Here is a 12452-nt window from a genome sequence, read left to right on the forward strand (position 1 = left end):
ACGGAAAAAGTCCCGGTCACTGCGGGAAATCTTCCCAGTCCGGGCATGATTTGGCACTGCGCCGCAAGCGCTACTACCAAGGGATAAGGGCGCGACCCCCAAAGCAGCATGTGGCCGCAGGCACTGGCTTTCTAGGATGGTCAGGCCGCCTCCGTTCGAGAGGCGCAGCGTGCAACTTCAGCAGTCGAGGGCAGAACAATGACAACCCCTAAAAGCGCCTGGCACCTTTCCCTGTTGCTGGCTGGCCTGTGCGCCGCCGGTGGCAGCTTCGCCCACGGCAACGTAACGCCATCGGCGGTCAACACCGATGGGCTGGAGCCCTTGGGCAGTGAATGGCGTAGCGAAAACCCCTACCGCAACAGCAAGGATCATGACAAGGCGCTGTCGATTGGCGCGTCGGCCTATAACCAGAACTGCGCCGCGTGCCATGGCCTGGAGGCCAAGTCCGGTGGCATCGCCCCTGATCTGCGGATGCTCGATGAAGGCGCGGTGGGTGATGAGTGGTTTGTCGAGCGGGTGCGCAACGGCGCGGTGCGCGATGGCCGCGTGTACATGCCAAAGATGGCCGACTTCCTCAGTCAGGAAGCGTTGTGGGCGGTGCGCACGTATCTGGATAGCGTGCACGTCAGCGAGTGATCGAGTTGGGCAATACAATGCTGGGGGCGCTTTGCGCCCCTTTCGCGACACAAGGCCGCTCCTACATGGACCGCGTTAGCCTGGGTGTACGCGGTGCGTGAGCGGCCTTGTGTCGCGAAAGGGCTGCAAAGCAGCCCCGGCGCACTCAACCACACTTACAGCGGGTAGTGCCTCAACTCCCGCGCAATCAACATCCGTTGAATTTCGCTCGATCCTTCATAAATCTGGGTAATCCGCGCATCGCGGTAGTAGCGCTCCACCGGATAATCCTCCAGATACCCGTAACCACCGTGCACCTGAATCGCCATCGAGCAGACCCGCTCAGCCATTTCCGAAGCGAACAGCTTGGCCTGCGAAGCCTCTGATAGGCACGGCTTGCCGGCACTGCGCAGGCGCGCCGCGTGCAGGATCAGTAAGCGAGTGGCATTGACCTGGACCTGCATGTCGGCGAGCAGGTTGGCGATGCTTTGGTGCTCGTTGATCGGCTTGCCGAACTGGATGCGGTCTCGCGAGTACACCAGTGCTGCTTCGAATGCCGCACGGGCGATGCCCAGCGCCTGGGCGGCGATACCGATGCGGCCGCCTTCCAGGTTCGACAGTGCAATCGCCAGGCCCTTGCCACGCTCGCCGAGCATGTTGGCTGCGGGGATGCGGCAGTTGTCGAGGCTCACGGCACAGGTGTCGGACGCGCGAATGCCCATCTTGTGTTCACTGCGGTCGACCTTGAAGCCAGGGTTGTCGGTCGGTACCAGAAACGCCGACAGGCCTTTTTTGCCCAAGTCGGGGTCAGTCACTGCAAAGACGATCGCCAGACCGGCGCGGCGGGCATTGCTGACAAACTGCTTGCTGCCGTTGATCACCCATTCGCCATCGATCAGTTCCGCACGGGTGCGCAAGTTGTGCGCCTCGGAGCCGGCCTGCGGTTCGGTCAGGCAGAAGCAGCCAATCACTTCGCCGCTGGCCAGGCGTGGCAGCCAGTGCTGCTGTTGTTCAGGCGTGCCGTAGGCCAGCAGCGGGCCGCAGCCTACCGAGTTGTGAATGCTCATCAAGGCGCCGGTCGCGCCGTCGCCAGCCGAGATTTCCTCGACCGCCAGGGCATAGGCCACGTAGTCGGTGAAACTGCCGCCAAACTGCTCCGGCACGACCATGCCAAGCAAGCCCAGCTCACCCATCTTGCGCACCACACCGTCGTCGATCCAGGCGGCTTTTTCCCAGGCCTGGGCATGCGGGGCGATTTCGCCGCGGGCAAAATCGCGTGCCATGTCGCGGATCATGATCTGTTCTTCGTTCAGTTCCAGGTCTTGCATCTGCGTACTCCCAGGCTCACAGCCCTTCGAAGAATTGGTCGACCCGCGCCTGCGCTAGCTCTGCCAGGGTCGGCGGGTTCCAGCGTGGCTGCTTGTCTTTGTCGATGATCAGGGCGCGCACGCCCTCGATGATGTCGCCATGGGCGAACCACTGCCGGTCCAGGTGCAGCTCCATGGCAAAGCACGCCTCCAGGCCAAGTTTGCGCCCGCGCCGGAGCATCTCCAGGGTCACGGCCATGGCCAGCGGCGAGCGGCTTTGCAGCAGGTCGGCGGTGGCCAGCGCCCAGGCCTGGCTGTCGCCGATCCGCACCGTGCGCAGTTGTTCGATGATGCTGGCAAGGTCGGCCTGGGCGAAGTAGTGGTCGATCACCGGGCGCAGCTTGGCCAGCGGCGCGTCGGCCAGTACCTGGGTGCCGAGGCGGGCCAGGGCTCCCTGCAGGTCCTTGAGCGGATGCTGACCGAAGCTGAGCTGGTCCAGGGCCTGATCGAGCTGAGCGAGCTTGTCGCTGCTCAGGTACCAGTTGGCGAGGCCGCAATACAAGGCATCGGCCGCCTGGATCTGGCAGCCGCTGACGCCCAGGTAGGTGCCCAGTTCGCCCGGCACGCGCGACAGGAAGTAACTGCCGCCGACGTCCGGGAAGTAACCGATGGCGGTTTCCGGCATGCCCAGCCGGCTGCGCTCGGTAACCACGCGCAGGTCGGCGCCTTGTGCCAGGCCCATGCCGCCGCCCAGCGTGAAGCCGTCCATCAACACCAGGGTCGGTTTGGGGTAGTGATGGATGCACAGGTCGAGGGCGTATTCCTCGACGAAGAACTCTTCATGCAGGCTGCTGCCGGCTTTGAAGCTGTCGTACAGCGAGCGGATATCACCGCCGGCGCAGAAGCCTTTTGGCCCTTCACCGCGCAGGACCACAGCCTGCACCTGCGGGTCGGCCGCCCAGGCGTCGAGCGCCTGCTGCAGGCTGCGCACCATGTCCAGGGTCAGCGCGTTGAGCCCGGCCGGGCGATTCAAGGTGAGGTAGCCAATCTGATTGCGGACTTCAGCCAGCACATGATCGGTGGATGAAATTCGAGCGTGCGCGGTCATCGCGATCTCCCTGCTTTGTTATTGATTTTCCAAGTGAAGTCTGGAGTGCACTGGAGGATCAAAGGATCCTGCCATGCAAATATGTCCTGCACAATCGACATATCTGCAGCAGCTGACTGCATGAATGTGCCATGTACCCGCTTTGTGCACCCCGCCTTGCGAGTGAGTTACTGCCACTTTAGCCGAGTGCGCCCCAAGGAGCGGGTCGTAGTGCTTGCAGGTGCAAGCCGCTCGGCACCGGCCAAGGAACTGGCCAATCGCCGCCAAGGCAGCGTAGGGCCGCGTGCGTGGGCTTTCGATAATCGCCTGGACACCTGTCCAACCGATTGCGGAGCGCGTCATGCACAACAACAATAACAACTCCCACCGTCGTATCCTGCCGCTGCTTGGCGGCCTTGCCAGCCTGGCCTTGGCCCCATTGGCGGGGGCCGAGATCATGCTCTACGACAAGGACCAGACCACCTTTTCCACCGACGGCTACATCAACGCCTTCTACGTCAACAGCGATATCGACCGCGCCGGCGAGCAATATGATCGGCGCCAGTCACGGGTGAAAATGGGCTTTCTGCCCAATACCCTTGGTTTCAACATGACGCGCCAGATCGACGATCTCAAGCTGGGTGGACGTGCCTCGTTCTGGGTCAGCATCAACGACAGTGAAACCAACGGCACCGACACCGCCATCGATGTCCGCCAGTTCTACGGCACGGTGGCCAACCCGGAGTGGGGCGAGGTGTTGATCGGCAAAGACTTCGGTTTGTTTGCCCGCTCCAACATCCTCCTCGATGAACTGCTCACTGGCTACGGCCAGGTCAGCGACACTCTTGGCCTGGTTGACGGCGGCGGGGTCTCGTTCGGCAACATCGGCAGCGGCTATCCCTATCCTTTCCCGACCTCGCAGATCACCTACCGCACACCGGTAATGGACGGCCTGCGCGTGGCCGTGGGGATCATGGACCCGGTCGACACCAACGACGACAGCGCGGTCGGCAAGGCCTATCAGGAGAATCCGCGCACCGAGAGCGAGATCACCTACCAGTTCGATCTGGGCGGCGCGAAGATCTACAGCTGGCTCAACGGCAGTTACCAGACCTCCGACAACACCGACAGCAACGTCGACTCGGTGACTTCCAAAGGTCTTGGCTACGGCGTACAAGCCAAGATGGGTGCGTTCTCGCTGACAGGCTCGGGCTTCAGCGCCAAGGGCATCAACCCGTTCTTCACCAACAATGCTGGCGAGGCGACCCTGCGTGAGGTCGACAGCCAGGGTTATCTGGTGCAGGGCTCGTACACCTTTGGCAAAAACCGCCTGGCGCTGTCGTATGGCAAGACCAAGGATGACGGCAACGGTGCAGTGAACACTGGCGCCGACTATGAAACCCGCGGCATTGCCCTGTTTCGCGAAATCAATGCCAACTTGAAACTGGTCGCCGAATACAACCAGTTCGAGATCGATGGCCACGAGGGCGATGCGCAAAACGAGGACACCGATACCATGGCCCTGGGGGCTGTGCTGACCTGGTAAGCGGGCGGCTGGCGCGGCGGCATGCCGCTGCAATACGCTGGGGCATTTGTTGTATGCTCACAGGCATTGCCAGGAGATGCCGCGCCATGCTCACCAGTCTGCTGACGTTTCTGATCACCCTTGCCGCCATGGAAGGCGTTGCCTATCTGGCCCACAAGTACATCATGCATGGCTTTGGCTGGGGCTGGCACCGCTCGCATCACGAGCCACGCCACGGTGTGTTCGAAAAGAACGACCTGTACGCCGTAGTGTTTGCCGGGCTGGCCATCACCCTGATTGCGTTGGGCACTGCCGGCTGGTATCCACTGCAGTGGATCGGTGCCGGCATGACCGGCTATGGCCTGCTCTACTTCATCGCTCATGACGGCCTGGTGCACCGGCGCTGGCCGCTGCGGATCGTGCCGCGCCATGGCTACCTCAAGCGCCTGTACCAGGCCCACCTGATGCACCATGCGGTGCAGGGCAAGGACGGCTGCGTGTCGTTTGGTTTTCTCTACTCGCCTACGATTGAGCAGTTGAAGGCGCAGCTGCGTGCGCGTCATGGTGGACCGTTGCGCGAGCAGCGAGTGGACGCTGCCAAAGCTGCAGCGCCCGTGGCGGATAGCGACGCCAGCCGCGGCTGAGAGCCTGCCACAGGCCACTGGCAACGGCGGCGAGTTTCTCCCCCTTGCTGGTCGAAAGGCGCCCGTCCCAGGCGGCATCACCCGCCGCCAGAATCTTCAGGCCGATGCGCCGATACACCGAACCCGCTGTTGCCACAGCCCATGCTGAACGCCAGGGCAGGGCGCTCAAACCGGCCTGGGCGCTGGCATAGTAGGGCTCTGCCTGCTCCACCAGACGTGTGCCCATGCGCGCCACGGCAGTACGGTGGCGTGGTTCGGCAAGCTGTTCGGCAGTGACCGCAAACTCGTCCAGCCAGACTTGCGGCAGATAGCAGCGGCCAACCTTGGCATCATCGACGATATCCCGGGCAATATTGGTCAGTTGCATGGCCAGGCCAAGGTCGCAGGCGCGATCGAGCACGGCGTCATCGCGTACGCCCATGACCCGCGCCATCATCAGGCCGACCACGCCGGCCACGTGGTAGCAATAACCCAGTGTTTGCTCTAGCGTCTGGTAGCGCTGGCCGGCAACGTCCTGCTCAAACCCCGCCAGCAGGTCGAACGCCTCTGCCTGCGGTACACCATGGCGCCGGGCAACTTCGCGCAGTGCAGCAAAGGCGGGGTCGGTGACCGGCTGATCGGCGCAGGCAGCTGCGGTTTGCTGATACAGGCCGGCCAAACGCTGGCGGGCTTCCTCAGTCTCCAGCACGCTAGCCTGATGGCCGGCTTGCTGGCCGTCGATCACGTCGTCGCAGTGGCGGCACCAGGCGTACAACAGCACTGCGCTGCGGCGGGTGACCGGGTCGAACAGGCGCGAGGCCGCAGCGAAGCTTTTCGAGCCGACGGCGATGCTGTGTTCGGCGTGGGCGAGCAGTTGCTCATCGCCACTCATCGCTGCAGATCCTCGAGCATCAAGCCTGCGGTGGCCTTGGCCGAGCCGATCACGCCCGGAACGCCAGCGCCTGGGTGGGTCCCGGCGCCGACCAGGTAGAGGTTGCTCACCTGCGCATCACGATTATGCGGGCGGAACCAGGCACTTTGGGTCAACACCGGCTCCAGCGAGAACGCCGAGCCCAGGTGGGCGTTGAGCTCGTCACGAAAATCTACCGGGGTGAAGCTGCGGCAAGTGACCAGGTCTTCGCGCAGCCCAGGGATGTAGTAGCGCTCGAGGTAATCGAGGATTTTCTCCTGGTAGCGTGGGCCTTCGACCGCCCAATCGACTGGCGCGTTGCCCAGGTGCGGCACTGGCGCGAGCACGTAATGGCTGGAGCAGCCGTCCGGCGCCATGTCCGGGTCGGTCGCGCAGGGCGAGTGCAGATACAGCGAGAAGTCTTCCGGCAGGTTGGGGCCGTTGAAGATTTCCTGCACCAGCTCACGGTAGCGCGGGCCGAAGCAAACCGTATGGTGACGCAGCTGCGGCTGCCGGCGCTTGAGGCCGAAATGCACAACGAACAACGAGTTGCTGAAGCGCTTGCTTTTCAACCGGCGTGCTTCGGATTGACCGCGCCGGTGCGCGCCGAGCAGGTCGGCGTAGGTATGCACCACGTCGGCGTTGGAGGCGATCGCATCGGCCGTCCAGTGGCGGCCGTCGCGGCTGCGCGCACCGATCAGGCGGTCGCCCTGGGTATCGAAGCTGACCACGTCGGCGTTCAGTTCGAGGGTGCCACCGAGGTCGGTGAACAGCCGCGCCATGCCCTCGACCAGCGCGCCGGTGCCGCCTTTGGCAAACCACACGCCCCACTCACGCTCCAAGGCGTGGATCAAGGTGTAGATGGCTGAAGTGGCGAATGGATTGCCGCCCACCAGCAGGGCATGGAAGGAGAACACCTGGCGCAACTGCGGGTTGCGGATGTACTGTCCGACCATGCTGTAGACACTGCGCCAGGCCTGCAAACGGGCCAGTTGCGGGGCGGCATGGAGCATGTCGCGGAAGGTCAGGAACGGCACCGCACCAAGCTTGATATAGCCCTCTTCGAGGACTGCTCGGGAGTACTTCAAAAAGCTCTGATAGCCGGCGACATCGGCCGGCTCCATGGCGTGGATCTGCTGCTCGAGCTCGGCTTGATCGTTGCTGTAGTCGAACTGCGTGCCGTCTTCCCAGCACAGCCGGTAGAACGGCGCGACCGGCAGCAGCTCGACGTAATCGGCCATCGGCTTGCCGGCCAGCTCGAACAGCGCTTCGATCGCGGTCGGGTCGGTGATCACCGTCGGGCCGGCGTCAAAGGTATAGCCCTGGTCGTGGTAGACGTAGGCACGCCCGCCCGGCAAGTCGCGACGCTCCAGCAACGTGGTGTGAATCCCGGCCGCTTGCAGGCGAATGGCCAATGCCAGGCCGCCGAGGCCTGCACCAATCACCAGCGCGGTTTTGCCTTGGGTCATGACTGCTCCTTGAAATGCTGTGGAGAATGGCGCAACGCCGCCCGTAGCGCTTGGCCGACGGGGACTGGCGGTTTGCCCGAAAGAATGCGCAGGCGATCAGCCGCAGAGCTTTGGCCTGCATAAAAACGTGCGATCAAGCCTTCCGGCAGGCGATAGAAGCGCTGCATGACCTGCCAGCGCTGCTGCGCGCTGCCAGCCAGGAACAGCATGCGATTGAGCAGCCGATAAAAGCCCTGGCCGCGCCAGCGCTGCGCTAGATACGTGCCCATCGCCCGGTGCAGTTGCGCACTGCTGTCAAACGGCTGCGTTGCCAGCCAGTCGGCCAGGCGCACCGCCTCCGGCAGTGAATAACCGGTCGTACAGTGGCACAGCCCGGCGCGTAGCCCGGATGAGACCTGGCCGTGCTGCTGCGCCCACCAGGCCGGAAAGTCTTCTGCCAGGGTGATCGGCAAGTCGCCTTGTTCTTCGCGCAGGCACTCGGCGACCCGCCAACCGTGCTGACGCAGATAGTCATCGATATTGCTGCGCAACAGCGCTGCAACTGGCGGGCTGTGGTCGACGTAGTGGGTGTCCTCGATCAGCAGGGTATCGGCGCTGAACGGCAACACGTAGACAAAGCGGTAACCGTTGCCCTGGGCGACTCGGGCATCCATCAGGATCGGTGCTTGCAAGCCGTGGGGCTGCTCAAGCCGCAGCACCTGGCCTAGAAACGCCTGGCGGCCAAGCACCCGGTGCGGGCTGGCCTCGGCGCCACGGCCATCGATGGTGACCCGCGCCTGCAGCACCTCGCCGCTGGCCAGGTTGACCTGCTCCGGCGCAAGCGAGGTGATCTCGCAGCCGGTACGCAGTGCCGGCCCCAAGGCCTGGGTGATGACCTCGGCAAAGCGCTCGCTGGTGATGCTCGCATAGCCACTGGCCAGCCGCCGCGACAAGTGCGGGAAGTGCACGTGGTAGGCCGGCCAGCGCTTGATCACCAACGGCTCCAGCCAACGCTGCTGGGCGGGCGTAAGGTCGGCATCATGGAACGACCAGGTATGGTTGCCACCCAGGCTGGCGTCACGCTCAAGGCACAGCAGTTTCAGCTCAGGCCGCAGTTGGCTCAGGCGCCAGGCGATCAGGCCATTGGCCAGGCCGCCACCGGCAAGGATCAGGTCGTAATGCATGGTGAATTCTCTGCCAGTATCGGTTGTTGACTGCACAGTGCAGCCTCGACGATGTCCGCCGCCTTGGCCACACCACCGGCTGTGGCCAGTTCGCGCTGCAGCGCAGTCAGCCTGGGCAGCGGTTCGCGCAGCAGGTGGGCGAGGGCGCTGCGGATGGCGCTGACACTGGCCCGTCGCGACAGCGCCACGCCCAGACGATGATAGGCAACCCGCGCCGCCACGCCCGGCTGATCGAATGCAATCGGCATGACCAACAGCGGCGTGGCCGCGGCGATGGCATCCAGCACGGTGTTCAGGCCGCCATGGCTGATGACCACGTCGGCGCGGCGCACCGCCCATTGCTGGGGTGCGAAGTCGGTCACGAAAGTAGCGCCCTGTTGCCGCAACTGCGCTTGCTGAGCGTGATCAAGGCCGCCGCAGTGGGCGATCAGCAGCTGCACATCCAGCGTCTGGCAGGCCTGGCTGATCTTGCTGAACAACTCGAAGCGATGGCCCTGCAAGGTGCCCAGGCTGGCAAACACCAGTGGCCGCGCCGGATCCAGGGGCAAGTCGGCGGCGTCCTGCTGCGCCGCCACCCGCAGCGGTCCAACTGCATGAAAGTGCGCCGGCAACGCCTGGCGCGGGAAATCAAAGCTGGGCACGGTCTGGCTGATTTGCGCCAGCGGCGACAGCCAGTCATGCAAACCCTCACGTTCGACCAGGCCATGTTCGCGGCAGGCTTGGCGCAGCACGCGCCCCAGTGGCTGCATCAACCAGTCGAAGACCTCGGTGCTGCCGCGGTACAGGCGCCGCTTGAAGCGGCTTTGGCCGTAGTCGAATGGCATCACCGGCAAGGGTATGCCGGGTTCGCGGTTGATCGGCAGCGCGCACGCGATGGATATCCAGGGAATACCCGCCACTTCCGCCGCCAGCGCCCCGGCCGGCTCCATCTGGTCACAGAGCATGGCATCCACCTGCTGCGCAGCGAGCGCCTCGGGCAGGCAGGCGCAGAGCATCGCGCCGGTGCTCGCCAACTGGTCGATCAAACGGCGCAGATGCATCGGCCCACTGGGGATGGCGGCCAGGCGCAAGGTCTGTTCAAGATGGTCGTCGGCAAGCCGCCCGTGGCCAACCGCGACAAAGCCGATGCGTGGGTCGCTGAGCCAGCGCTGCGCGGCAGGTTGGTGAAAAAAACTCACGCGGTGGCCGCGCTCGACCAGCTCCCCGGCCAGCGCCTGCAAGGCCTGGAAATGGCTGGGGTAGGGCGGGGCGACCACCGCAAAGTGACTCATGACAGGTCCAGCCCGGCCGCCAGCAAGCGCGCCCGACGCAGCGCTGCCAGGTCACGCGAGCCGGTGCAGAAGCACGCGACGCGCAGCTGGCGAATGATGATCTCGAAGTGCTCGACCACCGCCTCGGTCGACTCGGTGGCGGCCTGCAACACGCCGGCTGCCTGACCGACGAGATTAGCGCCGAGGCGGATCGCCTTGGCCGCATCGATGCCGTCACGAATACCGCCGGAGGCAATCAGCACGCTATGGGGCAAGGACCGGCGCAATGTCTGCAGACACAGCGGCGTCGGAATGCCCCAGTCCGCGAAAGCCATGGCCACAGCGCGATCGGCGTGGGTGCTGGCACGCTCGGCTTCAACCGCTGCCCAGCTGGTGCCGCCGGTGCCGGCCACGTCGATCACCTGCACGCCGGCCGCGAGCAGGTCGCGGGCCACGCTCGGCGAGATCCCGGCGCCGACTTCTTTGATGATCACTGGCACCGGCAGCGCTGCAGTCAGCGCCGAGATCTGCGCGAGCACGCCGCGCCAGTCGCGGTCACCTTCGGGCTGCACTGCTTCCTGCAGCGGGTTGAGGTGGATGATCAAGGCGCTGGCTTCGAGCATATCGACGGCGCGTCGGGCCAGATCCAGGCCGTCGGCTTCGCGCAGTTGCGCCGCGCCAAGGTTGGCCAGCAGCGGGATATCCGGGGCCAGCCGGCGTAGCTCGCGGGTCAGGCCCTGGTCGTCGGCGCTGCGCAGGCTGACTCGCTGCGAGCCGACACCCATGGCAATCCCCAGCGCCTGCGCAGCCTCGGCCAGATGGCGGTTGATGCGTGTGGCGCGCTCGGCGCCACCGGTCATCGAGCTGATCAGCAGCGGCGCGCGCAATGGCATACCCAGCAAGGAGCTGCTCAGGTCGATGCTGTCAAGGCACAGTTCAGGCAGGGCGCAGTGCTCGAAACGGACCGCGGCCCAGCCTGCATCGGCATGCGCGGTGGTTTTATCTGCGCCCAATACGATGTCAAGATGATCGTCCTTGCGCTGGCTCAACACGCTTTTTTTCATTCCGGCTCCGCTGGCAATGAATCATTGGGTGAAAATCATGGCCTTACCTTGTACAACGCTAGTAGCTTTGTACAGCTATGCTGGGAAACAGTACAGTTCTGGCAACGGCCCCTGATAGTCGTTCCGTCAACTCGCGGCCTAGACCGCACCACCGAAGAGGCCAGGATGACCACTATCGCCCGCACAACCTCGGCCACTGACGCCGACTTCGCTGTTTACCTTGCTCGCATGCGGGCAGAGCTGGACAGCCGCCTCAGCGCGCTGCTGCCAGAGGTCAGTCACGAACGCGATCTGCTCGCCGCCGCCATGCGCGACAGCGCCCTGGCGCCGGGCAAACGCCTGCGTCCGTTGCTGTTGCTGCTGACTGCCGAGAGCTTAGGTGGTTGTAAAGCGGCAGCGCTGGATCTGGGCTGTGCGACCGAGATGGTGCACGCCGCCTCGCTGGTGCTCGATGACTTGCCCTGCATGGACAACGCCGCGCTGCGTCGTGGCCGGCCCACGCTGCACCTGGCGTTTGGCGAGGACGTTGCCATCCTTGCCGCCATTGCCTTGCTGTCGCGCGCCTTTGGCGTGGTGGCGGCGCTACACACGGTCGAGCCGGAGCAGCGCAATCGCCTGATCGCGATCATGTCGCAAACCATCGGTGCCCACGGCCTGGTCAAAGGCCAACTGCAAGACCTGCGTGACGGTGCAACAGTGCGCAGTGCCGAGCAGATCGCCGAGACCAATCAGCTCAAGACCGGCGTGCTGTTTGCCGCGATCATGGACATGGCCTGCCTGCTCGGCCACGCCCATGAAGGCGTGCGGCAGCCTTTGCAGCGCTTTGCCAGCGAGCTGGGCCAGGCGTTCCAGCTGCAGGATGATCTGCGCGATTGTGACCCGGACACCGGCAAGGACCTGGGCAAGGACGCCGGCAAGTCGACACTGTTTGCCTTGTGCGGCGAAACCCAGGCTCGCCATCGCCTGCACAGTCACCTTGAGGCTGCCGAGCAGTGCCTGGAGCAGGTATTTCTTGCCGAGCAACCGATTGGTAGCCTGCTGCGTGCAGTGTTCGCCAATGTACGTTCACCCGTGGCCCAATCAAACTTTTGCGCCAGCGTGCGATCTGCTGAAGTACAGGTAGATATCTCAAGGAGCACGCCATGACCGACCACGACCCGCAACACACCGGCGACAAGGTGCCACGTCCACTGTCCTCCGAGCAGACCCAGCAAGGCCAGCGCGTAGAGGGCAAACCGCTGGAGCGGCCGGACCCGGACACCGAAACGGTCGACAAGGTGATTACGCCCACCTCGATCAAGGAGCTGGAAGAGCAGACCGCAGAGATCGAGCGGCGCCTTCGTGAGGCGCGGGAGAAGGGTTTGTAATTGCTTGAAGGCCAGCCTGCTGATTGCCAGCAGGCTGGGACGCTTGGCACCGCGCCTGCAAGGGCGCGGTTG

At 64.3% G+C, this 12452-nt stretch carries 11 protein-coding genes and 1 pseudogene; 5 read left to right on the top strand and 7 right to left on the bottom strand.

The genetic code is table 11. The features are described from left to right. The first annotated feature begins 198 nt into the window (after positions 1-198). Positions 199-636: a cytochrome c-550 PedF gene (gene pedF / locus FW789_RS05915; protein WP_181087847.1), complete on the top strand. Its 438-nt coding sequence runs from the start codon at positions 199-201 to the stop codon at positions 634-636. Between the two features lie 155 nt (positions 637-791). Here the strand turns inward: pedF and FW789_RS05920 are convergent, their stop codons facing one another. Both FW789_RS05920 and FW789_RS05925 read right to left on the bottom strand, forming a co-directional pair. Beyond that, positions 792-1943 (bottom strand): acyl-CoA dehydrogenase family protein, encoded by a 1152-nt coding sequence (locus FW789_RS05920; protein WP_186698260.1) that lies wholly within the window; start codon positions 1941-1943, stop codon positions 792-794. A 16-nt stretch (positions 1944-1959) separates the two neighbouring features. Continuing rightward, the gene (locus FW789_RS05925; protein ID WP_103437225.1) at positions 1960-3030 is read right to left on the bottom strand and encodes an enoyl-CoA hydratase/isomerase family protein; all 1071 of its coding nucleotides are present in this window, start codon (positions 3028-3030) and stop codon (positions 1960-1962) included. A 340-nt stretch (positions 3031-3370) separates the two neighbouring features. On the opposite strand from FW789_RS05925, the gene FW789_RS05930 reads away from it, so the two are divergent. Continuing rightward, entirely contained in the window at positions 3371-4555 is a 1185-nt protein-coding gene (locus FW789_RS05930) for a porin (protein ID WP_446431131.1), read from the top strand. A gap of 86 nt (positions 4556-4641) precedes the next feature. After that, positions 4642-5178, top strand: coding sequence for a sterol desaturase family protein (locus tag FW789_RS05935; RefSeq protein ID WP_411561725.1), 537 nt, complete (start codon positions 4642-4644; stop codon positions 5176-5178). Here the strand turns inward: FW789_RS05935 and FW789_RS05940 are convergent. From FW789_RS05940 to fni, 5 genes and pseudogenes are all read right to left on the bottom strand, one after another. Further along, positions 5123-6049 (bottom strand): annotated as a pseudogene (locus FW789_RS05940) (phytoene/squalene synthase family protein); the annotation flags it as partial. The gene FW789_RS05935 and the pseudogene FW789_RS05940 overlap by 56 nt on opposite strands. Continuing rightward, positions 6046-7536, bottom strand: coding sequence for a phytoene desaturase (locus FW789_RS05945; RefSeq protein ID WP_103437228.1), 1491 nt, complete (start codon positions 7534-7536; stop codon positions 6046-6048). The pseudogene FW789_RS05940 and the gene FW789_RS05945, both read right to left, overlap by 4 nt. Further along, positions 7533-8699 (bottom strand): lycopene beta-cyclase CrtY, encoded by a 1167-nt coding sequence (gene crtY / locus FW789_RS05950; RefSeq protein ID WP_446431132.1) that lies wholly within the window; start codon positions 8697-8699, stop codon positions 7533-7535. The genes FW789_RS05945 and crtY overlap by 4 nt, the downstream gene beginning before the upstream one ends. Next, positions 8684-9970 carry a glycosyltransferase gene (locus FW789_RS05955; RefSeq protein ID WP_446431133.1) on the bottom strand — a complete coding sequence of 429 codons (1287 nt, stop codon included), beginning with the start codon at positions 9968-9970 and terminating at the stop codon, positions 8684-8686. The genes crtY and FW789_RS05955 overlap by 16 nt, the downstream gene beginning before the upstream one ends. Next, positions 9967-11013, bottom strand: coding sequence for a type 2 isopentenyl-diphosphate Delta-isomerase (fni, locus tag FW789_RS05960; RefSeq protein ID WP_446431134.1), 1047 nt, complete (start codon positions 11011-11013; stop codon positions 9967-9969). The genes FW789_RS05955 and fni overlap by 4 nt, the downstream gene beginning before the upstream one ends. A gap of 165 nt (positions 11014-11178) precedes the next feature. Between fni and FW789_RS05965 the strand changes: the two genes are divergently transcribed. Then, a complete protein-coding gene (locus FW789_RS05965) occupies positions 11179-12159 on the top strand; it encodes a polyprenyl synthetase family protein (protein ID WP_411561721.1) in 981 nt (326 codons plus the stop codon). Further along, complete coding sequence (locus FW789_RS05970; protein ID WP_103437233.1) at positions 12156-12380, top strand: hypothetical protein; 225 nt, start codon at positions 12156-12158, stop codon at positions 12378-12380. Before FW789_RS05965 ends, FW789_RS05970 begins: the two co-directional genes overlap by 4 nt. Positions 12381-12452 lie beyond the last annotated feature (72 nt).

This window comes from Pseudomonas sp. 1121_17 (genome assembly GCF_052850745.1).

What these genes read in the sequence shown, in the direction of transcription:
- fni (WP_446431134.1), bottom strand. Translation starts at nt 11,013, where the DNA reads ATGAAAAAAAGCGTGTTGAGCCAGCGCAAGGACGATCATCTTGACATC.
- FW789_RS05930 (WP_446431131.1), top strand. Translation starts at nt 3,371, where the DNA reads ATGCACAACAACAATAACAACTCCCACCGTCGTATCCTGCCGCTGCTT.
- FW789_RS05965 (WP_411561721.1), top strand. Translation starts at nt 11,179, where the DNA reads ATGACCACTATCGCCCGCACAACCTCGGCCACTGACGCCGACTTCGCT.
- FW789_RS05945 (WP_103437228.1), bottom strand. Translation starts at nt 7,536, where the DNA reads ATGACCCAAGGCAAAACCGCGCTGGTGATTGGTGCAGGCCTCGGCGGC.
- FW789_RS05920 (WP_186698260.1), bottom strand. Translation starts at nt 1,943, where the DNA reads ATGCAAGACCTGGAACTGAACGAAGAACAGATCATGATCCGCGACATG.
- FW789_RS05925 (WP_103437225.1), bottom strand. Translation starts at nt 3,030, where the DNA reads ATGACCGCGCACGCTCGAATTTCATCCACCGATCATGTGCTGGCTGAA.
- crtY (WP_446431132.1), bottom strand. Translation starts at nt 8,699, where the DNA reads ATGCATTACGACCTGATCCTTGCCGGTGGCGGCCTGGCCAATGGCCTG.
- pedF (WP_181087847.1), top strand. Translation starts at nt 199, where the DNA reads ATGACAACCCCTAAAAGCGCCTGGCACCTTTCCCTGTTGCTGGCTGGC.
- FW789_RS05935 (WP_411561725.1), top strand. Translation starts at nt 4,642, where the DNA reads ATGCTCACCAGTCTGCTGACGTTTCTGATCACCCTTGCCGCCATGGAA.
- FW789_RS05970 (WP_103437233.1), top strand. Translation starts at nt 12,156, where the DNA reads ATGACCGACCACGACCCGCAACACACCGGCGACAAGGTGCCACGTCCA.
- FW789_RS05955 (WP_446431133.1), bottom strand. Translation starts at nt 9,970, where the DNA reads ATGAGTCACTTTGCGGTGGTCGCCCCGCCCTACCCCAGCCATTTCCAG.